19 protein-coding genes and 1 tRNA gene are annotated in these 20,992 nt (G+C 53.7%); 13 read left to right on the forward strand and 7 right to left on the reverse strand.

Annotation, left to right across the window (positions count from 1 at the left end; all coding sequences use genetic code 11):
• Window positions 1-4: 4 nt before the first annotated feature.
• Entirely contained in the window at window positions 5-853 is an 849-nt protein-coding gene (locus BC440_RS12375; RefSeq protein ID WP_063092334.1) for a citryl-CoA lyase, read from the reverse strand.
• Window positions 850-2,067 (reverse strand): CaiB/BaiF CoA-transferase family protein, encoded by a 1,218-nt coding sequence (locus BC440_RS12380; RefSeq protein WP_063092333.1) that lies wholly within the window; start codon window positions 2,065-2,067, stop codon window positions 850-852. Before BC440_RS12380 ends, BC440_RS12375 begins: the two co-directional genes overlap by 4 nt.
• Window positions 2,068-2,186: 119 nt before the next feature.
• Between BC440_RS12380 and BC440_RS12385 the strand changes: the two genes are divergently transcribed.
• The 10 genes from BC440_RS12385 (at window position 2,187) to BC440_RS12430 (ending at window position 13,430) form a co-directional block, all read left to right on the forward strand.
• Window positions 2,187-2,867 carry an IclR family transcriptional regulator gene (locus BC440_RS12385; protein WP_007088610.1) on the forward strand — a complete coding sequence of 227 codons (681 nt, stop codon included), beginning with the start codon at window positions 2,187-2,189 and terminating at the stop codon, window positions 2,865-2,867.
• Window positions 2,868-3,193: 326 nt separating this feature from the next.
• The gene (locus BC440_RS12390; RefSeq protein ID WP_007088609.1) at window positions 3,194-4,192 is read left to right on the forward strand and encodes a tripartite tricarboxylate transporter substrate-binding protein; all 999 of its coding nucleotides are present in this window, start codon (window positions 3,194-3,196) and stop codon (window positions 4,190-4,192) included.
• A gap of 46 nt (window positions 4,193-4,238) precedes the next feature.
• Entirely contained in the window at window positions 4,239-4,712 is a 474-nt protein-coding gene (locus BC440_RS12395) for a tripartite tricarboxylate transporter TctB family protein (RefSeq protein ID WP_007088608.1), read from the forward strand.
• A gap of 10 nt (window positions 4,713-4,722) precedes the next feature.
• A complete protein-coding gene (locus tag BC440_RS12400) occupies window positions 4,723-6,258 on the forward strand; it encodes a tripartite tricarboxylate transporter permease (RefSeq protein WP_037988912.1) in 1,536 nt (511 codons plus the stop codon).
• 35 nt (window positions 6,259-6,293) lie between these two features.
• Window positions 6,294-7,976, forward strand: a complete 1,683-nt coding sequence (locus tag BC440_RS12405) for a HAMP domain-containing methyl-accepting chemotaxis protein (protein WP_063092332.1) — start codon at window positions 6,294-6,296, stop codon at window positions 7,974-7,976.
• Window positions 7,977-7,978: 2 nt separating this feature from the next.
• Window positions 7,979-9,097 (forward strand): AbrB family transcriptional regulator, encoded by a 1,119-nt coding sequence (locus BC440_RS12410; protein WP_063092331.1) that lies wholly within the window; start codon window positions 7,979-7,981, stop codon window positions 9,095-9,097.
• A gap of 70 nt (window positions 9,098-9,167) precedes the next feature.
• The gene (locus tag BC440_RS12415; protein WP_082822656.1) at window positions 9,168-9,833 is read left to right on the forward strand and encodes a sugar transferase; all 666 of its coding nucleotides are present in this window, start codon (window positions 9,168-9,170) and stop codon (window positions 9,831-9,833) included.
• Window positions 9,834-9,898: 65 nt separating this feature from the next.
• Window positions 9,899-11,065: an outer membrane beta-barrel protein gene (locus BC440_RS12420; protein WP_063092329.1), complete on the forward strand. Its 1,167-nt coding sequence runs from the start codon at window positions 9,899-9,901 to the stop codon at window positions 11,063-11,065.
• A 4-nt stretch (window positions 11,066-11,069) separates the two neighbouring features.
• Entirely contained in the window at window positions 11,070-11,591 is a 522-nt protein-coding gene (locus tag BC440_RS12425; RefSeq protein ID WP_063092328.1) for a polysaccharide biosynthesis/export family protein, read from the forward strand.
• A 171-nt stretch (window positions 11,592-11,762) separates the two neighbouring features.
• Complete coding sequence (locus tag BC440_RS12430) at window positions 11,763-13,430, forward strand: thiamine pyrophosphate-binding protein (protein ID WP_063092327.1); 1,668 nt, start codon at window positions 11,763-11,765, stop codon at window positions 13,428-13,430.
• A 27-nt stretch (window positions 13,431-13,457) separates the two neighbouring features.
• Here BC440_RS12430 and BC440_RS12435 read toward each other — a convergent pair whose 3' ends face one another.
• The 5 genes from BC440_RS12435 to BC440_RS12455 all read right to left on the reverse strand — a co-directional run bounded on the left by BC440_RS12435 (window position 13,458) and on the right by BC440_RS12455 (window position 18,376).
• Window positions 13,458-14,108, reverse strand: a complete 651-nt coding sequence (locus tag BC440_RS12435) for a 5'-methylthioadenosine/S-adenosylhomocysteine nucleosidase (RefSeq protein ID WP_063092326.1) — start codon at window positions 14,106-14,108, stop codon at window positions 13,458-13,460.
• A gap of 102 nt (window positions 14,109-14,210) precedes the next feature.
• Window positions 14,211-14,287: transfer RNA gene (locus BC440_RS12440), tRNA-Arg, on the reverse strand.
• 141 nt (window positions 14,288-14,428) lie between these two features.
• Window positions 14,429-16,165 carry an adenylate/guanylate cyclase domain-containing protein gene (locus BC440_RS12445; protein WP_063092325.1) on the reverse strand — a complete coding sequence of 579 codons (1,737 nt, stop codon included), beginning with the start codon at window positions 16,163-16,165 and terminating at the stop codon, window positions 14,429-14,431.
• A gap of 159 nt (window positions 16,166-16,324) precedes the next feature.
• Window positions 16,325-17,332, reverse strand: a complete 1,008-nt coding sequence (locus BC440_RS12450) for an alpha/beta hydrolase (RefSeq protein ID WP_223304914.1) — start codon at window positions 17,330-17,332, stop codon at window positions 16,325-16,327.
• An 81-nt stretch (window positions 17,333-17,413) separates the two neighbouring features.
• Window positions 17,414-18,376 carry an ABC transporter ATP-binding protein gene (locus BC440_RS12455; protein WP_110252384.1) on the reverse strand — a complete coding sequence of 321 codons (963 nt, stop codon included), beginning with the start codon at window positions 18,374-18,376 and terminating at the stop codon, window positions 17,414-17,416.
• 185 nt (window positions 18,377-18,561) lie between these two features.
• On the opposite strand from BC440_RS12455, the gene BC440_RS12460 reads away from it, so the two are divergent.
• The 3 genes from BC440_RS12460 to trpA all read left to right on the forward strand — a co-directional run bounded on the left by BC440_RS12460 (window position 18,562) and on the right by trpA (window position 20,953).
• Window positions 18,562-18,741: a zinc-finger domain-containing protein gene (locus BC440_RS12460; protein WP_007088596.1), complete on the forward strand. Its 180-nt coding sequence runs from the start codon at window positions 18,562-18,564 to the stop codon at window positions 18,739-18,741.
• A gap of 143 nt (window positions 18,742-18,884) precedes the next feature.
• Window positions 18,885-20,108 carry a tryptophan synthase subunit beta gene (gene trpB / locus BC440_RS12465; RefSeq protein WP_007088595.1) on the forward strand — a complete coding sequence of 408 codons (1,224 nt, stop codon included), beginning with the start codon at window positions 18,885-18,887 and terminating at the stop codon, window positions 20,106-20,108.
• Window positions 20,105-20,953: a tryptophan synthase subunit alpha gene (gene trpA / locus BC440_RS12470; protein WP_063092324.1), complete on the forward strand. Its 849-nt coding sequence runs from the start codon at window positions 20,105-20,107 to the stop codon at window positions 20,951-20,953. Before trpB ends, trpA begins: the two co-directional genes overlap by 4 nt.
• Window positions 20,954-20,992 lie beyond the last annotated feature (39 nt).

Raw genomic sequence — 20,992 nt, forward strand, 5'->3', positions numbered from 1 at the left:
AACCTTACTGATCGCCGACATCTTTCGGGAACGGGCGGCGTTCCGGACCGTCATAATTCCAGATCAGACGACGCGGAATTGGCCCCTTGTTGCGCCCCCCCTGATTGGTTTGTTCCCAGGCATGAGCGAGTATCCCAACCGAACGGGACAAACAGAACAAGCCCCGTGCAAGAGGTGCTGCAAATCCAAGCTCGGCATATATCACCGCCGTCGCACCGTCGATATTCATCGGGATGCGTTTGCCTTTGCGTTGCAGAAGGGTTTCCTCGATCTGACTGGCGATCTGTCCAAAGCGCCCGGAAACGATGCCCTCCGCAGCCGCCTTTTCAACAAGCGACAATAAACGCGGGGCACGCGGATCAAGCGGATGGAAACGATGCCCAAATCCCGGAATATGTTTGCCATGTTCGGCAATCTGATGATCCAGACCAGCAGCTGTCGCATCGGCCAGGCTTGCGCCGCTATCCATGCGCGCGGCAATATCGTGGTAAAGTCCGACAGCCTGTTCGCCCGCCCCACCATGAACATCACCCAGAACATTTACAGCACTGGCCATCGCGTTATTCAACCCGACCCCGCAGGTCGCAGCCATTCGCGCGATTGCGATACTCGGTGCCTGCGGGCCATGATCGACTGCCGCGACAAGCGCGGCCTCAAGCAAGGCTGCCTGTCCCTTTGATGGTAACTCACCGCGCGTCATCAACCAAATCATACCGGGGAAACTGATATTGCCGATCAGATCCTCAATGGCGTAACCGCTGAAATGGATTTTCCCCGGTTCCATATCGATGATGGATGTTTTCCACCAGTCGCTGACTTCGTTTTCAATGTCTTTTACAGTTTTATCGCTCATAGCACGCCCTCGGCTTTCAAGGTGGCGACCTCCTCGGCGGAAAGACCAAGAGTGGCCAGAATGGTTTCGTTGTCCTGTCCCAGAACCGGTGGTGGCGCATTAACCGAAGGCGCGTCGCCATTCATCTTGATACCGGTACGCAGAATGCGGATGTCACGTTCGGCACGCGGTACATCGGTAAAATCGGCAAGCATCCCGCGATCGGCAATTTGCGGCAGCGAAAGTGCCTGCGGCACGGTCAAAACCGCGCCTGCCGGTACGCCAGCGGCGTTGAATTTTGAAACCCAGTGATCTGTTGGACGGGTTACGAGTATTCCTTCAAGCAGATCGCTTAGTTCCCTGCGATGCGACAGGCGTTCCGTTCGGGTAATGAAACGCGGATCGATTTTCAGGTCTGGCAATTCCAGAACATCACAAACGGCTTCAAACTGTTCCTGTTTGTTTGCTGCAATGTTGATCTTGCCATCCTGTGTGCGGAAAGTACCCGACGGCGAGGATGTGAAATTATCGTTTCCGTTGGCTGTTGGCTGTTTCCCGGCGATCAGGAAATTCGACACCACCCACCCCATGGTGGCAATTACGGATTCCAGCATCGAAATATCGATAAAACTGCCCTTGCCTTCATTGCTTCCCATGGCACGCCCGGCAAGTGCCGCTGTGATTGCGTATGCGGCGGTAAGGCCCCCTATCGTGTCAGCCATCGGATATCCGACACGATAGGTTTCCTTATCTTCTTCGCCGGTGATTGTCATAATGCCCGAAAGCCCCTGCACGATCTGGTCATAGGCAGGCAGCTTTTTCATCGGTCCGGTTTGCCCGAAACCCGAAATCGCACAGTAAACCAGCGCCGGATTTACCCTCGACAGCACATCATAGCCAAGGTCAAGCCGATCCATCACGCCGGGTCGGAAATTTTCGACAACGACATCCGCCTTCGCGACCAGCTTTTTGAGTATTTCCTTACCGCGCGGATCCTTGAGGTTCAACGTGACGGATCGTTTCCCGGCATTCTGCGCCATGAACGAAACACCCATCAGCTTTTCATTCAATCCCTGATCCGCGCCCAATTGACGTGCAAGGTCCCCCCGACCGGGTGCTTCGACTTTGATGACATCAGCCCCCAGATGGGCAAGCTGATGGCAGCAAAACGGACCCGCCAGAACGTTGGTCAGGTCCAGAACGGTAATACCGGCAAGTGGTTTGGTCGTATCCATGACATTTCCTTAAATTCTGTCTGGTAGAATTTTGTTCTATTATATAGAATTTTGACCAATCACAAAACGCCCAATGACATTGCATCGGGTCCAACCGCCACACGGAAATCGGATTAATCATGTCAGAACAGAATGTTAGCGCGGTTGAACGTGCCCTGGTCATTCTTGATGCTTTTACAGATCGCGACGCCGATCTTTCGCTCAAGGACCTTGCTGAACGCACGGGGATGTATAAAAGCACGATCACCCGATTGGCTGGAACGCTGGAGTCGCGGGGGTTTCTGGCAATATCGGGGCGTGGACGTTACCGGCTGGGACCAGCATTGTGGCGTCTGGGGTCAATATATCGTCGTTCATTTCGTATGGATGACGTAGTTCGACCACATCTGTCGGCGCTTGTTTTGGCCAGCGGCGAAACAGCCTCTTTTTATGTGCCCGAAGGAGAAAACCGCCTGTGCCTGTTTCGCGAAAATTCCCCCAGCAGCCTGCGCCACCATCTGGAAGAAGGTGCGATACTCCCCTGTGATCGTGGCGCGGCCGGGCACGTGATACGCGCATGGGGTAATGGCGTCGATGATCATGCAATTGACGTTCTTGAAGCCGGTTTTTCCCAAAGCGAAGGCGAACGTGATCCGGATATATCAGCAATCGCAGTACCCGTTCTGGACCGGCAGAACAGGCTGCTTGGTGTTTTGACTCTTTCGGGACCGGTCAGCCGGTTCAATCAATCGAAACGCAAGGAAGCACTTCTTTTCCTGAAGAAACATGCCCTTGAGTGTGGACGAGCATTGTCGGCATAAACCGTTTTCCGCAGCGGCTTTTGCCGCATGATCATAAATGCTGTGAACTTTTTTCACTCTGTTTGGTGCGATGACAGGTTGGTGACAGGTTTGCCTGTTACCGTCTTCGCGCTGCCGATCCGTCAGGTCGAATGATCTGATATAAGGACAATCAAAAAGGATCATCGGCAAGGGAGGCCTTCAGCTGTTTGTTGTCATGGGGTACCGGCATGTCGCCGGAATGCAAGCGCAGCCAGACCTTCATTGCAGATGCCTTGTCCTGAACTGATCGGCCTGCCGCCAATCGGCGGCCAGGGAAGGTTTTTGTGTCTGGAGGAGACGACAACATGACGAAGCTGACGATGTTCTCACGTCGCGGATTCTTGGCTGCAGCAACTGCTGTTGCCGTTTCAACTGCTGCATTTGGCGCCTTTGATGCCAAAGCGCAGGAAGTTAATGATATCCACTTCATCGTTCCGGGTGGTGCCGGCGGTGGCTGGGACAGCACTGCACGTGGTACCGGTGAAGCCCTGACCAAATCTGGTCTGGTCGGTACGGCGTCTTATGAAAACATGTCTGGCGGCGGTGGTGGTAAAGCCATTGCCTACATGATCGAAGCTGCAGATCGCCTCGACAACACCCTGATGGTCAACTCCACCCCGATCATCATCCGTTCTTTGACCGGCGTATTCCCGCAGTCGTTCCGTGACCTGACCCCGATTGCCGGTGTTGTTGCTGAATATGCCGCGTTTGGCGTTCCGGCTGATAGCCCTTACAAATCCTTTACCGATGTTGTCGAAGCGATCAAAGCTGATCCGAGCTCGGTCAAGTTTGGTGGCGGTTCGGTCCGCGGCGGTATGGATCACATTGTTGCGGCCTATGCTGTTCAGCAGGGCGGCGGTGATGCCAAACAGGTGAAATACATTCCTTACGACGCTGGTGGCAAAGCAATTGCCGGTCTCCTGTCGGGTGAAACCGAAGTTATTTCGACCGGTCTTGGCGAACTTCTTGAACTGCACAAAGCAGGTCAGATTCGTATTCTGGCTGTGACCTCGACCGATCGGATCGAAGTTGCTCCGGACGTTCCTTCGCTGGGTGAGCTTGGCATTAATGCTGAATTCATCAACTGGCGTGGTTATTTCGGTTCCCCGGCTCTTTCGGCTGAAAAGGCGGACGAATACGCCAAGATTCTGAAAGACGTTCAGGCAACCGAAGAATGGGAAGTCGTTCGCAAGCGTAACGGCTGGGAAAAGTTCTACAAGCCGCGTGCCGAGTTTTCCGCGTTCATGGAAAATCAGGAAAAAACGGTTGGCGATCTGATGCGTGAACTTGGCTTCCTGAAATAAGCCATCCCGACCTGCAATAAAAAAGACCTCTGAAGGAAACCACGCCATGTCCATCAATCGTGACAAGTTCGGCGCACTGCTCTTTTTGTGCCTTGCGCTGATCTATGGCTATTATGTTCGCGATATCCCGCTTCTGTTCGGTGACGAAGATGCCCCGTTCAATGCCCGGACCCTCCCTAATGCCGTGGCGTGGGTACTGGGTGTGGTTTCCTTCGTCCAACTGGTACTGCCGGCCAATCGAGAGGCCGGCAGCCTCCTTGCCGCATTCCGCGGCATGAAATGGAAACCGGTCATCATGCTTGCCGCATTGATGATCTTCTATGGCCTGACCATTCGCTATCTCGGCTTCCTGATCTCGACCACCATCTTCCTGATGGGCGGTTTTGCCGTTCTTGGCGAACGCCGCATCAAGGTCCTGCTGGGTGCAGCCGTACCTGTCGTTTTCGTGTTCTGGTTCCTGCTGTCCCAGTTGATGGGGATTTATCTGGCACCGGGCGACATCTTCGAAATGCTGGGCTAAGGCGAAAGAAATGCTTGAAGGAATTTTCTCCGGTCTTTCGACCGCGGTCATGCCGATCAACCTTCTGATGGTTGTTGTCGGTTGTTTTGCCGGTACCTTTATCGGCATGTTGCCTGGTCTCGGTCCGATCACGGCCATTGCGCTGATGATCCCGATCACCTATGGCTTTGATCCCTCTACTGGCCTGATCCTTATGGCTGGTGTGTATTACGGCGCGATTTTTGGCGGGTCGACATCATCAATCCTGATCAATGCGCCCGGCGTTGCCGGAACCGTTGCCACGGCGTTTGACGGTTACCCGATGGCTCAGCAGGGCCATGCCGGCAAGGCACTTGCCATCGCGGCCTATTCTTCCTTCTCTGGGGGCACGATCGCTGCCATCTTCCTTCTGGTTGCAGCACCGGCACTGGCTTCGGTTTCGCTGTCCTTCCAGTCGGCTGATTACTTTGCATTGATGGTTCTGGGCCTGACTGCCGTTTCCGCGTTCGCCGGAAAGGGACAGGTTCTGAAGGCAATCACGATGACCCTGTTTGGCATCATGCTATCAACCATCGGCACCGATCCGGCGGCTGGCGTTGCGCGCTTCACCTTTGGCAGCATGGACCTTGTCGACGGCATCAGCTTCCTGTTGCTGGCGATGTCGACATTTGCCCTGTCCGAAGCCCTTCTGCAGATTCTGCGTCCGACCAAGGATACCCGTACTGACGAACAAAAAGCACTTAGAAACCTCGGCTCCATGAAGCTGACGAAGGAAGAGGTCAAAATCATGACCCCGGTCATCGCCCGCTCCTCGGTGCTTGGTTTCTTCACCGGCGTTCTTCCGGGTGCCGGTGCAACGATCGCGTCCTTCCTTGCCTATGGCCTTGAACGCAACCTGGCCAGTGCCAAGGAAAAGCTCAAGTTTGGCAAGGGATCAATCCGTGGTCTCACAGCTCCGGAAACGGCAAACAACGCGGCATGTTCCGGTTCGTTCGTCCCGCTTCTAACACTTGGTATCCCGGGTTCGGGGACCACTGCCGTGATGATGGGTGCGCTGATTTCTTATGGTGTTCAGCCAGGTCCGCGTCTGTTCGTCGAACAGCCTGACGTGTTCTGGTCGGTCATCATTTCGATGTATATCGGCAATATCGTTCTGCTGGTTCTGAACCTGCCGCTGATCCCGTACATCTCGCGTTTGCTGGCACTGCCGCAACAGTTGCTGGTTCCGTTCGTCCTGTTCTTCTCGCTGATCGGTGTTTATCTGGTGACGTTTAACACCATGGATATTCACATGATGGTCTTGGCCGCGGCAATTGCTATTGGCCTGCGCCTGTTGAACTATCCGATGGCACCCATGCTGCTGGGCTTCATCCTGGGCGAAATGATGGAAGAAAACCTGCGTCGCGCATTGATGATCAGTGATGGTTCGATTTCCTTCCTTTGGGAACGCCCGATTACGCTTATAATCCTGTTGATCAGCATTGCCTTCCTGTTGGCACCGCTTGTCGGGAACACCCGTCAGTGGTTGCGCAACCGCAAGGCCGTTCCGAACGACGGCGAAATGTAAGACCAAATATCTTCGACGCGAAGGATACAAAAGCGATGCGTTTTCTCGATAATCTTTCAATCGGCCCGAAAACCCTTTTGGTTCCTGTTTTTCTGATGGTTGTGATCATTGCGATGGGTATCGCAACGGTTCTGACATTGGAAAGCGAAAAGGAAACGCTGAACAACCTTCGCGTCGAAGCTTATGAACGCCGTTCCGATGCGCTGACACTCAGTGACGCGCTGAACGAAGCGCACGGAAGCCTTTTCCGGATTCTGACGTGGGATTCCAACGGCGTTAATGCCGCCGCTGTTCCCGAACTTCGCGAAAAGGCCGGTAATCTGTCTACCGAACTGGCCCCGCTTGCCGAACGTCTGGCAGAAGTCGGCGGCGATGAATTTACCACCGCCTACGACACCTATATGAACGAAGTCGATCAGTTCCTGATCGAAAGCGAGATGAATATCTATGGCGCGCTTGAGGTTATTGCGCGTGCCGATGAGTCCTTCCGCGCACTGCAAGTACCGTTGCAGAAAATTCTCGCGCAGTCTCAGGAAGTTGCCACCACATCATTTGGCAACGCCCAAGCGCAGGCCGAAACACTTCAGAAGGTCTTCGTCATTGTCGCGATTGTCGTGATCTTTGTCGCGGCAGTCGTTTCAGTTTTTGTTTCACGCCGTATTTCGCGCCCGATGACCGATCTTGCGCAACTGATCGAACAGATTTCCAAGGGTGACCTTGATGTGGAAATTCGTGGTGTGCAGCGCCGTGACGAGATTGGCGTGGTTGCGCGCTCGGTAACCGTTCTTCGCGATCAGTCAAAAGAAGCCGAAACACTGCGTCATGAACGCGAACGCGTGCGAAAGATAGAACGCGAACGCCAGCTTGAACTGGTTAAGGCAACCGACAATTTCCAGCGTGCCGTCCAGGAAGCTCTTGGCGGATTTGACCGTGAATTCGGGTCACTGAACGGCTCGGCCAACGACATGGAACAGATTGCGACATCGGCCACCGCACGTGCTGCTGATGCCAACCATCATTCCGAAGCTGTCCTGCATCATATCGAGGCCGTATCACAAACCACCGCCAGCCTGTCAGAGGCCATCGGCGAAATTGGCCAGCAGGCACAGAAATCAGCCGAAGTTGCCGGACGCGCCCGCACTGAGAGTGAACATTCCCGCGCCCTGTTTGAACAGCTGACCGAAGCAACCCAGCGAATTGGTGATATTGTTACGCTGATCGAAGACATCGCCAACCAGACAAACCTTCTGGCATTGAACGCAACGATCGAGGCAGCACGTGCCGGTGACGCAGGCAAAGGCTTTGCCGTTGTCGCAGGCGAGGTTAAAAACCTTGCATCGCAAACCGCCCGCGCGACCGAGGATATTTCGGCACAGGTCGAAGAAATCCGCGGTCTGACGGACAATGTTGTCAGTGCTCTTGAATCCGTTGCCAATGTTATTGGTGAAGTTGATCAATCAGCCGCGGCCATTGCGGCGGCGGTGGAAGAACAACAAGCCTCGACCAATGGCATATCGACCAGCATCCATGATGCCAATGGTGGCATGCGGACGGTTGCCGATGCAGTTGGTGCATTGGATACGGAAACCGCCCGCGTTCACACCGGATCGGAAAACGTTTCGCGTGCGACAAACACCCTGAATGCCGAAGCTGCCCGCCTGCGTGATGCGATCGACGGCTTCCTTGACCAGATCAACAAGAACAAGGCCGAGGCATAATAATGAGCGTCCCGCCGGAAAGGCCCGCAGACGACAGTTGGATCAACCGCCTTTCCAGCAGCCTCACCCCGAAATTTTTCAAAAACCTGTTTGTGGCACTTGGCATAGGGCTTGTGGGCGGATTGATCGCATACGGCATCAATATGCCGCTTGCCTGGATGATGGGGCCAATGCTCGCGACATTTGTCGCCAGCCTGCTGCGTGTCCGCATGGGTATCCCGATGCGATTTCGCTCCGTTATTCTGGGTGTGATCGGCGTATTTCTCGGGGCATCCTTTACCCCAGATACCCTTGATCAGGCGGCCCGATGGCCGATCAGTATGATTGCGGTTCTGCTTTACGTTCCGATCATCACGCTTGTTGTTACCTGGTTTTACAGCAAGGTCGCAAAACTCGATCCGGCAACGGCTTTGTTTTCAGCCACACCGGGCGGTTTGACGCCAATGGTGGTTCTGGGTGCCGCCGCAGGCGGCAATGAACAGGAAATCGCCCTCACACAGGGTTTGCGCGTTCTGCTTCTGGTCATGTCAGCACCATTGATCGTCCTTATGATCACCGGTGTCGTCGCAAGTGGTCATGGCGATAGCGAAGCCATCCAGATGACGTTGTCCGAGGGACTGATCACGGCATTCTGTGCGATTGCAACCGTCCTGGTTTTCCGAAAAATCGGCATTCCCGCCGCCGAAATGACCGGCGCCATGATGGCCAGCATGGTTTTGCATGTAACCGGTCTTGTGGAGGGCAATCTGCCCGGATGGTTGTTGGCCGGAAGCCTTCTGATCCTCGGCTCGGCAATTGGCAGTCGCTTCGCCGGGGTAAAGCTTTCCTTCCTCGCCCGTCTTGCAGGTTATTCGATCTTTGCCACTGCGCTGATCCTTGCCTTCACCGGCGGAGTGGCCTGGTTTGTTTCTGACTGGCTGGATCTTGATTATATTGCTGTTCTGCTCGCCTTCGCACCGGGTGGCGTTGCGGAAATGTCCCTTATCGCGCTAGCGCTGAATGTCGAACCAAGCTTTGTTGCTTTCCATCATATCGTCCGCATTTTCGAGATCGTATTGCTGGCACCAATCATGGCAAAGTGGTTCGAACGATATCGTCAAAAGCGTTTAAACAACCTTTAGTTATAAAGCGTTGGCGTCTTACGATTAATTCGCTAATCTTTTCCTGCACATTCCGGGCGGGGAACAGAAAATGCAAACGAGGCTTTCGGGGCGGAGCTCGCAAACATTCGGCTTACACGGCCAAAGTCCTTTGCCGAAACGGCTCTTTGATCTTTCAGTTGCCACAACCTTACTTATCGCGGCCCTGCCTTTACTATTTATGATAGCGATAGCCCTGAAATGCGATCATCGTGGCCCCGTATTTTTCAAACAGGTTCGCATCGGGTATCTTGGCAGGCCTTTCAATATTTATAAGTTCTGCACTCTTTGGGGTTCGATACGCCCGGAAGGCACACCTCTGCCACCGACAAAATTCTGTAATTTCATTCGGCGCTGGGGTCTGGACGAGCTGCCGCAGCTTTTCAATATCGTTCGTGGTGATATGTCACTTGTCGGGCCACGCCCGCATACACCAGCGGACAATCACGATTTCGCCCGGCACTTTGCGCTTTATAATGCACGCCATCAGGTGCCACCTGGCATCACAGGTCTGGCCCAGATCAATGGTTGGCGCGGCCCAATTCAGTCCAGTTTTGATCTGAAAAGCCGCCTTGACTGTGATCTTCTCTATATCAACCAGCAATCTTTGACATCTGACATACTTATTTTGATCTGCACAATCACGCGCCCTTGGTACTGGGTGAATGGCCCTAAGCGCACATCCCCTGAAACACTGTCATCATGTCGTACCGAATGAAAAACGCTGGCTTTAAGACTGCTTCACTATGTTGCAGCATTCTGCTGGCCAACTGTTTCAATCCTATGGCTTTTGCAAAGTCTGAACCGACACAAAAGAACAGGCGAGATACAACAATTCAGCTTGGCCTTTTTGATTTGGTGCCATCGCTATCGGTGACAGAGGAATTCAACGACAATATTTTTCTGTCCGATAGCTACCAAAAGTCCGACACCATTAGCCGGGTAGTACCTGCTTTAACCTTGCAATCAAATTGGCAACGGACCCGCTTACGGCTTGAAGCTCTTGGTGATACTGGGTTTTACGCCAAATCAGGCGAAGATGATTATCTGGATGGCGAACTTGGTGTTTCCGCCGGATCGGATATCGGCCCGGCATTTGCTGTTGATGGCGATTTCCGTATCGCCAAAGGTCACGAAGATCGCGGCGGTGATGATATTCCGACCGGTGCCAGCGAACCCGTCACCTATGACGAGAAAAATACTGAAATTGCCCTTCGCTATTTTGCCGGTGATGTCCACTACCATGCCGCCATAGCCTTTCGACAGCTTGATTTTGACGATACCGCGCTCACCAATGGGGGCATTGCCAATAATGATGATCGGGATCGGACTGAATTGCGGCTGATCATGCGGGCTTCTTATCAACTGGGACCAGGCCGCAAAGCTTATGGCGAGACCACCTTTAACCAGCGAGAATATGAAAATACCCCCGACGATCAGGGAATTTTTCGCAATTCAAACGGTTACCGATTGCTGGGCGGCATGACATTTGACCTTACCGATTTAATTAAGGCCGATCTCGGGGCTGGATGGATGTCGCAAATTTATGAGGATTCCCGTTTGCAAAATAACGAAGGATTTTCACTTCGTGCCGCAACAACATGGAATATTACACGCATGACTGCGTTGGATTTCCGTGCCAAACGCGAAATCGGGGAAACCACCGTTACCGGTGCCAGCGGAATTATCGGTGAAAGCTTCGATGCCGGTATTGAACATGAACTGCGCCGCTGGCTAAGCATCCGCCTTAACGCTGGCTATCAGCAGGATCGGTTTGAGGGGGCTGGACGTACTGACAAATTAATGCGCTTTGGCGGGGGCGTGCGTTATGAACTCAACCGTTTTACGGAACTGGATGGTTCCTGGCGATATGACCAGCGTAAATCAAACGAAACCGGCCATGATTATCGCCGCAATCGCGCTTTGCTGACGCTTCGGTTGAAAATGTGATGTCATGAAAAACATAATTCTGACTGCAATCCTTTTGTTCGCGGTTTCAGGTGGCGTTCATGCCCAGACCGTCTACACGATTGATAGCGGAGACAAGCTGCGTATCACGGTTTTCGACGAGGAATCTCTTTCAGGTGATTTCTCGGTCGGTGCAGACGGATCCGTCACTCTGCCCCTGATCGGAACGGTTACCTTGCGCGACCTCACGCCACAAGCCGCACAGCAAACCATCGCCAACGTCCTTGCAGACGGTTATCTACGCCATCCCGTTGTATCCATTGATGTTCTTCATTTCCGCCCCGTCTATATTATTGGCGAAGTCAATGAGCCCGGTGAGTACGGGTATGCTTCAGGAATGAACGTATTGAATGCCGTCGCACTTGGTGGCGGTTACACTTATCGCGCCGATCAGGATGACATCATTATCATGCGTGGCCGCGACGATAATCGCGTCGAGATTCAGGCCAACGAGCAAAGCATTGTATTGCCTGGTGATATTATTCACATCACGGAACGGTATTTTTAAATCTCGTTGTAAGCGAATAAGCGATCAATCTAATTGGAACGATTTCAAAAGATTGACGAAAAAATCTGTTTCAAGGTGAACCCCATCTTTACGGGCCGGTTTAACCATGATGAAATCCGGTCACGCGCAAAAGCGCCCCACCAAGACAATGCGCATCTCAGGGAGCCCCGAATGTCGAATACTGCGGAAATGCGTCACGGCGGACGCATACTGGTCGATCAACTTGCCCTTCATGGCTGCGAACGGGTTTATCTTGTTCCCGGTGAGAGCTATCTGGCTGTTCTCGATGGCCTGGTCGACCATCCCGATATAGAACCAATCATCTGCCGCCAGGAAGGCGGTGCCGCCATTATGGCCGAGGCGCACGGCAAACTGACCGGAAAACCCGGCATCTGCATGGTCACGCGCGGTCCAGGTGCAACCAATGCGTCGGCGGGCGTGCATGTCGCCCATCAGGACAGCACCCCGATGATCCTTCTGGTCGGTCAGATCGGGCGTGACATGCTTGATCGCGAAGCCTTTCAGGAAGTCGACTATCGCAAGATGTTCGAACCGCTTTGCAAGTGGGTTGCCCAGATCGACGACATCAACCGCATCCCGGAATATATCAGCCACGCCTATCATATCTCGACATCCGGTCGCCCCGGACCAGTCGTCCTTGCACTGCCGGAAGATATGCTATCATCTGCCGCCGATGTTGCCGATGCAAAACCCTATGTCCCGATCGAAGCCAAAACTGCGCCCGAAGATGTCGCCCGGTTCCGCGGTGCGCTAGCAGATGCGAAACAGCCGATCATGATCGTTGGCGGTGGTGGATGGACCGCAGAAACCACCGAAAACCTTAAGTCGTTTGCAAAACGAAACAATGTTGCGATCGCCACCAGTTTCCGCTGTCAGGATTACATCCCGAACACGCACAGCCATTTCATTGGCGATGTCGGTATCGGGATCAATCCGGAACTGGCGCAATTCATTCGCGAAAGCGACCTTGTGATCCTTGTCGGGTCGCGCATGGGGGAAATGACCAGTAGCGGTTACAGCCTGCTTGAAATTCCCTGCCCGAAACAGAAACTGATTCATGTTTACGCAGGCCCCGATGAACTGGGCCGTGTTTATCGCCCTGATATCGCAATCAATGCGTCCCAACGGTCCTTTATCCGTGCGATTGCTATGATGGAACCAGTGGACGGAAGCGGCCGTGAAGAGCAGATTGAAACGGCCCACACTTCATATCTGAAATTCTCGACCCCGCTTGATACGCCGGGTGACGTGAAAATGGCACATGTCGTTGCGCAACTTCGCGAAATGCTACCCGAAGACGCAATTGTGACCAACGGGGCTGGCAACTATGCCGCCTTCCTGCACCGCTTCTTCCGGTATGGCAAATATCGCACCGAACTCGCACCGACTTCGGGTTCGATGGGCTATGGCCTTCCGGCATCTGTGGCCGCCAAGCTGACCCATCCGGATCGCCCATCGATCTGTCTTGCCGGTGACGGATGCTTTTTGATGCACGGCCAGGAATTCGCAACGGCGGTTCAGTACGGTGTCAACATCATCGTGATCGTGGTCAATAACGGCATGTTCGGTACCATCCGCATGCATCAGGAACGCAATTATCCCGGTCGCGTTTCCGGCACCCAGCTGCACAACCCGGATTTTGCAGCCTACGCTGTCGCTTTTGGCGGACATGGCGAAACCGTTACCAAGACCGAACATTTCGGACCGGCTTTTGAACGTGCCATGAATTCAGGAAAACCGTCGATTATTGAGGTGCAGGTTGATCCGCAGGCCTTAACCCCGATCAAGACACTGGATCAAATTCGCGCGGGCAGCTGATCTGTGAAGCTATGAAATATGGCGAGGTCACTTACCAGTTGGCAGGGTGATCTCGCCCTTTTCAAGAGCCTTGCGCAATTTGGTAACTGCTTCTGCAAGCTTCTCGTCAATGACATGCAAATAGGCCGTCCAGTCCGAAAGCTTTTTAAGCTCTTCCTTGCCATCAGAAATTCCGCGCAGGCCGATCAAAGGTACGTCAAACTTCTGACAGACCCGCAAGATGGCATAAGTTTCCATATCGACCATATCGGCATCAATCGCGTCATAAGCGACACCCGATACAACGTTTGCGCCCGTAGACAAACGTGCTTCCGCGACACCTGGAATGCGATAAGGCAATTCCATAACTGCCGGAAGATTCAGATAGGGCGTAATCCCCTTCTCAAAACCAAGTGCTGAGCAATCCATATCGCGGTAAGACACAGATGACGCCTGATAAACCGCCGCCTGCTTAAGCGTGCGCGAACCTGCCGATCCAAGGGTTACCACCAGATCGGGCAAATCGCTCACCAATTTCAGCTCCGTCAAGGCTGCGCTCAGATTAAGTGCCGCCTCAACCGGACCGATGCCGATCATCAGTGGTTTGAACAGTTTTTCAAGATGAGGGCCATATTCCTGATTTGCCGCCATGGCAAACAGCACATTGGCTCCGGCAAAATCATGAAGATATCCGTGCATGTCTCATCCATCTCATCTGCGATTGATCAAGATGCAGATTAGTGGTCAGAAAACGCTTTGCCAGCCCTTAATTGGGCGGATTTGAAAATATTCTTGGGAAATTGGCGCACCCGACAGGATTCGAACCTGTGGCCTTTGCCTTCGGAGGGCAACGCTCTATCCAGCTGAGCTACGGGTGCGCAATAGGCATCGGGCATCACGGCCCGAGCGGTTGGGTGATACAGGTTTTGTCCGTCGCGGGCAAGGATTTTTGACGGCCCCTGCCAATCAGCATCCTGTCGACAGTTTAGTTAAATTCTGGTTGCTGCATATCACAGCGATCAGCTTTCGACATCACGTCGCTCATAGGGATCCCGTACGATCCAGGTCCCGTTCCATTCCCGGTCCTGTTCACGGCGCTGCAGACGTTCCATACGGTTAAGCATGAGCTGGGCGGCAAAATCGCTGCCGATACCCTCCTGAACTTCCTCAAACAGCGGTTGCGCCTTATCAAACTGGCCCTCGCGATAAAGCGCAATCGCCATCTCATAGGTTTTGCGCCACTCGCGACGTTCATCGCTCAGCTGTCCGGACTGCGCCAGCACTTCATAGAGATAGACCACATGCTCGGTCCCCAGCAGCACGACATGGTCGAGATCACGCATCTCGATTTCGCCAGCTGCCATGCTGGCGGTTTCATGCGACGCCAGAATTTGCGTACCATAAATCCGGTTGGCCTTTTCAAGACGGTTGGCATAGTTCACACAGTCGCCGACCACCGTATAAGACCGTGATTTATCCGTCCCGATGGAGCCGACAACAACCTCGCCGGTTGCAATACCAACCCGAATATCAAGTCCGTGATCGCCAATCAGGTCGGCATATTTGGTCTTCAGCGCGTTAAAGCGTGCCACCTGCTCCAACGCTGCCAGACAGGCATGCCCGGCATGGCTTTTTTCCCCGCAGAAGGGCGGCCCCCAGAATCCAATCACCCGATCCCCGACAAAGTTATCGATAATGCCGCTGTGGTTGGCAATCGGTTCGGTCATGGCCGTCAGATAGTCATTCAGAAAATCGACGAGTTTCTCGGGCGGGATATGCTCCGCCATCCAGTCAAAATTGGTCAGGTTGACGACGCTAACCGTCATTACACGCTTCTGCGAGGTCTCAAGCGCGGTTTCCTGCGACAGCAGGTTATTGATAATCTTTGGATCAATATATTTGCCAAACCGTTCGCGCATCCGGAACCGGACACGTAATTCACGCGTCATTCGGTTAAAGGCATCCGCCAAACGGGCAAAATCGCCCTTGCCCTTGAAATCAAGGCTGGTATCGAGCTTGCCCGACTGCACGCTGTTTAACGCATTGGTCGTATCACGAACCGCTTTGACCACTGCCTGCGCCAGATAGTAGGCCAAGGAAATGCCAATCACCACCGCGGCCAGCATCATGATGAATTCGGCCTGGATCAGGAAATCTTCGCGGGCTGAGACATTTTCGACTGTTTCGCTGGAATATTTTTCCAGCAGCAAAATCTCGCTGCGCAGATCAAGCACGATATTGCGATGAATGCCACGCACCAGATTTTCCTGACGTTGCGCATCGTCAAGATCGCCATCGCGTACCCTGCCAAGCAGCCGTTCAACCCCCAGATTGAACTGGGCGGCAATATCGGCAAATTCACGCATCCGCACATCAAGATCAAGCAAGACGCCCTGATCAAAATGACCTGATGCCTGTGCTCGGCCAAGGGCTGCCGATGTGAACGCCTTGCGAAAAGCCTGTTCGATCTGGGTCTGCTTGGCATCAATTTCGATTTCGATGCCACTCAAAAGCGATGCATCCGGTCCTTCATTCTCGACCACACGCATATAACGGTCGATCAGCGAAATCTGCTCAAGCTGACGGGAACGCACATCGGAAAGCGCATCTTTCACCGGCGTGACATAGCGCGACACCGCTTCAAGATCGCCATTGATCCCCAACGACTGAATGACGGAGAACCCGGTAGCCACCACAAGCCAAACGACAAAAAAGGCCGCTACACCCAGGAACTTCGCCCGAACGGTCCTTAGCATGCCGGTCCTGATCCTCCGAAAAACATGGCTGAAAGCACCACCAAATACGCAAAGGCGATAGGTGCCATATCGTGATGGTCGCACCGCGTAACAAGCATGGCAACCATATGCAACTGATTAAAAATGCTACCTGATCGGTGATCCCCGGTCAAAATGCAATCAGTTGACCCGGCACGAAAAATCCCGCGCGGTACCGCCACCCTTTATCCAACGTCCGATATCGCCGATCACCGTTGGCCCATTCAGGTCCCGCAACAGCATGTGATAGCCGTCGCGATAAAGACAAATCGTGCTTTGATCGCTATTTGACGCCCGCATGTTATCTGCAATCGCGGCAACCGCCCCCGGTGGAATAACCTGATCCTGCTGACCTGACATCAAAAGTGTCGGAATATCGATATCGCCAGCCCGCTGCTGCGCCAAATCCATTAAATCTGCCAGTCCTGCAACCATGTCGACCCGCACCGATTTCATCATGTACGGATCACGAGATAGACGACGAAGCATTTCGATATTGTCAGACGGCCATATATCAAGCCCCTGCCCCGACAGGGGCAACCACGGCAAACTATTGGAAATCATCGATAATGGTGCTGTCTGATACCATGGCATCATGTCGCGGTTCCAGACTGCCGGTGCGACCAGAATAACCCCGTCCATCCATTGGGGGCGCGACGCAGCTGTCACAATTGCAACTGCACCCCCCATCGAGTCCCCCATCAAATAGATCGGTCGCCCCGGATATCGCATGCGAAGAATGACGAGCATATCAGATGCATCATTGATCAGGCTTTGCGTTCCCGGCCAGAATGGCCGTGTCGCCGTGCGGCCAAATCCGCGCTGATCATAGGCAAAAAGCGCAATATTTTCAGAAGCTAACTCCGTTCCGGCTTCGTCAAACGCGTTCGCATAATCGCCAAACCCATGCAGACCAAGGATTACCGCATCCGGATCATCAACCGGCCCCCAATACTGCAACGGCAAAGATGCCCCATCAGACGCCATAAACGCATTTTCGGTCATTCTAACGCTGGCGATCGGATCGCCAGCGGGAATTACCGTCGGCGCGCAGCCCGCCAGCCAAAATGCGAACCCAAGCCCGACAAACCACGACAATGCCTTCTCAATGTGATGAATTGCCGCCCCCACAATCATGTTGCTTTGCATTTACAGATCAAATTAAGGCCAAAAAACAAAACCCTGCAAGCAACTTGCAGGGTTTTGAAGGATGGTGAGACGCCCCGAAAATCAGGCCGCCTTGCCCGCACGGGCCTTGTCGTTATCGCGAGTCAGCATCAGGAAGATATCTTCAAGATCGCCCTCCTCGGTCGACAGGTCGGTAATCGCAAGACCGCAGCCCTGAATGGCATTGAGAATTTCAGCCATCTGGGTGTTGCTGGGCCGGTAATTCAGCGCGATCTGGTTTGCGGCCTTAAGCTCAGCACCCCACGGGGTCAGTTCCTCGGGCACGGCATTGAGTGCATTTTTAACTGTCAGAATCAGGGTTTTATGATCGATACGACGCAGAAGACTGCGCTTGTCTTCATGGGCAATCACATTGCCCTTGTTGATGATCGCAATCTCGTCACAAAGCTCTTCGGCTTCTTCAAGGTAATGCGTGGTCAGAACAATCGTAACGCCCACCTTGTTCAGTTCCTTCACATAGGCCCAAAGCTGCTGACGCAGTTCAATATCAACCCCGGCCGTTGGTTCATCCAACACCAGAACCGGCGGCATATGAACCATCGCCTTGCCGACAAGAAGACGCCGACGCATCCCGCCCGAAAGTGAGCGAGAATAGGAATCGGCCTTGTCAGACAGTCCAAGGGCGGCAAGAATCTCGTCCGTACGACGTTCCGCTTTGGGGACACCATACAGGCCTGCCTGCAATTCCATCGCCTGACGCGGCGTGAAAAATGCGTCCAGATTAAGTTCCTGCGGCACGATCCCGATTGAGCAACGCGCAGCACGCATTTCGGTTTCGATATCGTAGCCCCAGATTTTTGCCGTACCGCTTGTCTTGGTGACAAGACCAGCCAGTATATTGATAAAAGTGGACTTTCCGGCACCATTCGGACCAAGAAGGGCAAAGAAAGAACCGCGTGGAATTTTCAACGACACATTGTCCAGTGCCAGTTTTTCGCCGTTCGCACCCTTATAGAGCTTGGTCAGCCCTTCGACTTCGATGGCGTAGTCGGGCATTGCAGTCATGAATGCGTGATCTCCGCTCTTTTCCGCGTGGCTTGTTTGCGCTAAGACCATGCGGAAGTGTTGATTGAATATGCGCAATCGGTATCATCCCCATGAAAGCGGGGTCAATGGCTCTTGGACCTGTTTCAGGCCGATGATCAACCGATGGCAACACCGATGCCTGTGCTAACTGGGAAGCTGGATATATGAAGATCACCGAAGAAATCAAAGTCGGCAGCCTTAATGTTGCCTGTGACGGCGGCAAAGGTCACCTTGGCCATCCCACCGTTTACCTCAATCTTGAGGAAAAGGGCGAGGTGGTCTGCCCATACTGCTCAAAGAAATATATTTTCGACAAATCCCAGGCCGAGCACGCAGCCCATTAATCTATTTTGCCTGACCACAGGTAAAAGGAACCAGCGCCAAAGCTGCCAATATCGTTGATCCCGGCAGCTTTTCGCTGACTTAATGACTGTCGCATGTCTTTGCCGTCGCGGCATTGTTCGCGGCACATCCACGGGGAAATCCTATGACGTCTGCACCAACCGCTCTTAACAGCTATCGTGCCCTTCCGGATCCGGACGGACATTTCGGCAATTTCGGGGGCCGCTTTGTCGCCGAGACCCTGATGCCGCTGATTCTCGAGCTTGAGCAGGCCTACAAGGATGCCAGGAAAGATCCGGCGTTTCAGAAAGAACTCGACTATTACCTGAAGCACTATGTCGGTCGCGCAAATCCGCTTTATTTCGCCGAACGCCTGACCGAACATCTTGGCGGTGCCAAGATTTATTTCAAGCGCGAGGACCTGAACCATACCGGCGCGCACAAGATCAATAACTGCATCGGTCAGATCCTTCTGGCCAAACGCATGGGCAAAACCCGCATCATCGCCGAGACCGGCGCGGGTCAGCACGGCGTTGCAACAGCGACGGTTTGCGCGCGCTTTGGTCTGCCCTGCACGGTTTATATGGGCTCGAAGGATATCGAACGTCAGTCGCCGAACGTTTTCCGCATGCGCCTGCTGGGTGCCGAAGTCAAACCAGTCAAATCCGGTTCCTGCTCGCTCAAGGATGCGATGAACGAGGCCCTTCGTGACTGGGTCACCAATGTCGAAGATACCTTCTACATCATTGGGACGGCAGCGGGTCCGCACCCCTATCCGGAACTGGTTCGCGATTTCCAATGCGTGATCGGTAACGAAGCCAAAGAACAGATTCTTGAGCAGGAAGGTCGCCTGCCCGATCAGGTAATCGCGGCCGTTGGTGGTGGATCAAACGCGATCGGTTTGTTCCACCCGTTCCTTGATGACAAGGATATCGAGGTGGTTGGTGTCGAAGCTGCCGGTCATGGCGTGCACACCGGTAAACACGCCGCCAGCCTGAGCGCTGGAAAACCGGGCGTTTTGCACGGGAACCGCACCTATCTGCTGATGGATGACGACGGACAGATCAAAGAGGCCGACTCGATTTCGGCCGGTCTTGATTATCCCGGTATTGGGCCGGAACATAGCTGGCTTAAAGATATTGGTCGTGCGCGTTACGAGCCGATCACCGACAAAGAAGCGCTGGAAGCTTTTAAACTGTGTTCGGAACTCGAAGGCATTATTCCCGCGCTGGAATGCAGCCACGCCATCGCACAGATCATGAAAGAAGCCCCAAAAATGGGTAAAGACAAGATCATTCTCATGTGTCTGAGCGGCAGGGGCGACAAGGATATCTTTACCGTGGCCGAAGCACTGGGAGTAGAACTGTGAGCGACGCAATCATCGGCGGCCAGGACCGCATCGCCAAACGTTACGCGAAGCTCAAGGAAGAAGGTCGTGCCGGTCTGGTCACGTTCATCACCGCAGGTGACCCCGACCCGGAAGCATCGTTTGAAATCCTTAAAGCTCTGCCTGCGGCAGGTGCGGACGTCATCGAACTCGGTATGCCATTTACCGATCCTATGGCGGATGGTCCCGCCATTCAGGAAGCCTCGATACGTGCCCTGGCAGCGGGGATGCATATGCGCAAGACCCTGTCATTGGTCCGCGGTTTCCGCGATCAGGATCATGAAACGCCAATTATTCTGATGGGGTATTACAACCCGATTTATATTTATGGCGTGGCAGAGTTTCTTGAAGATGCCCGCAATGCCGGTGTTGATGGCCTGATCGTTGTTGATCTGCCGCCCGAAGAAGACGCCGAGCTTTGCGTCCCGACCGTGGAAAAAGGGTTGTCGTTCATTCGTCTGACGACACCGACCTCTGATGACAAGCGCCTGTCGAAACTCGTTCAGAATACGTCGGGCTTTGTTTATTATGTTTCAGTTGCCGGTGTTACCGGTGCCGGTTCAGCAACCAATGACCAGATTGTTGAAGCGATGGCGCGTCTGCGTCGCCACACGGATCTTCCGATTGCAGTTGGCTTTGGCATCAAGAACGCGACCCAGGCCGCAGAGGTTGCCCGGCAGGCCGATGCTGCTGTGGTCGGGTCAGCAATCGTATCAAAAATTGCCGAAAGTCTTGACGAAAACGGCAAGGCCACCGATAAGACCGCCTCTATGGTCACAGGCCTTGTTCGCGAACTTGCAGACGGGGTACGCAACGCGCGTAAATAACGCTGCGCGTTGCCGTGAAATGACCGATATAGGCAAAAC

Origin of the sequence: Thalassospira sp. MIT1004, from assembly GCF_001858545.1 — a bacterium.
Taxonomy (GTDB): Bacteria; Pseudomonadota; Alphaproteobacteria; order Rhodospirillales; family Thalassospiraceae; genus Thalassospira; species Thalassospira xiamenensis.

Bases quoted from the DNA above. Each gene is read 5' to 3' on its own strand.
- BC440_RS12455 (WP_110252384.1), bottom strand. From the start codon at position 18,376: ATGACTGCAATGCCCGACTACGCCATCGAAGTCGAAGGGCTGACCAAG.
- BC440_RS12430 (WP_063092327.1), top strand. From the start codon at position 11,763: ATGTCGAATACTGCGGAAATGCGTCACGGCGGACGCATACTGGTCGAT.
- BC440_RS12410 (WP_063092331.1), top strand. From the start codon at position 7,979: ATGAGCGTCCCGCCGGAAAGGCCCGCAGACGACAGTTGGATCAACCGC.
- BC440_RS12450 (WP_223304914.1), bottom strand. From the start codon at position 17,332: ATGCAAAGCAACATGATTGTGGGGGCGGCAATTCATCACATTGAGAAG.
- BC440_RS12385 (WP_007088610.1), top strand. From the start codon at position 2,187: ATGTCAGAACAGAATGTTAGCGCGGTTGAACGTGCCCTGGTCATTCTT.
- BC440_RS12445 (WP_063092325.1), bottom strand. From the start codon at position 16,165: ATGCTAAGGACCGTTCGGGCGAAGTTCCTGGGTGTAGCGGCCTTTTTT.
- BC440_RS12425 (WP_063092328.1), top strand. From the start codon at position 11,070: ATGAAAAACATAATTCTGACTGCAATCCTTTTGTTCGCGGTTTCAGGT.
- BC440_RS12380 (WP_063092333.1), bottom strand. From the start codon at position 2,067: ATGGATACGACCAAACCACTTGCCGGTATTACCGTTCTGGACCTGACC.
- BC440_RS12400 (WP_037988912.1), top strand. From the start codon at position 4,723: ATGCTTGAAGGAATTTTCTCCGGTCTTTCGACCGCGGTCATGCCGATC.
- BC440_RS12420 (WP_063092329.1), top strand. From the start codon at position 9,899: ATGGCTTTTGCAAAGTCTGAACCGACACAAAAGAACAGGCGAGATACA.
- BC440_RS12460 (WP_007088596.1), top strand. From the start codon at position 18,562: ATGAAGATCACCGAAGAAATCAAAGTCGGCAGCCTTAATGTTGCCTGT.
- BC440_RS12405 (WP_063092332.1), top strand. From the start codon at position 6,294: ATGCGTTTTCTCGATAATCTTTCAATCGGCCCGAAAACCCTTTTGGTT.
- BC440_RS12435 (WP_063092326.1), bottom strand. From the start codon at position 14,108: ATGCACGGATATCTTCATGATTTTGCCGGAGCCAATGTGCTGTTTGCC.
- BC440_RS12375 (WP_063092334.1), bottom strand. From the start codon at position 853: ATGAGCGATAAAACTGTAAAAGACATTGAAAACGAAGTCAGCGACTGG.
- BC440_RS12395 (WP_007088608.1), top strand. From the start codon at position 4,239: ATGTCCATCAATCGTGACAAGTTCGGCGCACTGCTCTTTTTGTGCCTT.
- BC440_RS12415 (WP_082822656.1), top strand. From the start codon at position 9,168: ATGCAAACGAGGCTTTCGGGGCGGAGCTCGCAAACATTCGGCTTACAC.
- BC440_RS12390 (WP_007088609.1), top strand. From the start codon at position 3,194: ATGACGAAGCTGACGATGTTCTCACGTCGCGGATTCTTGGCTGCAGCA.
- trpB (WP_007088595.1), top strand. From the start codon at position 18,885: ATGACGTCTGCACCAACCGCTCTTAACAGCTATCGTGCCCTTCCGGAT.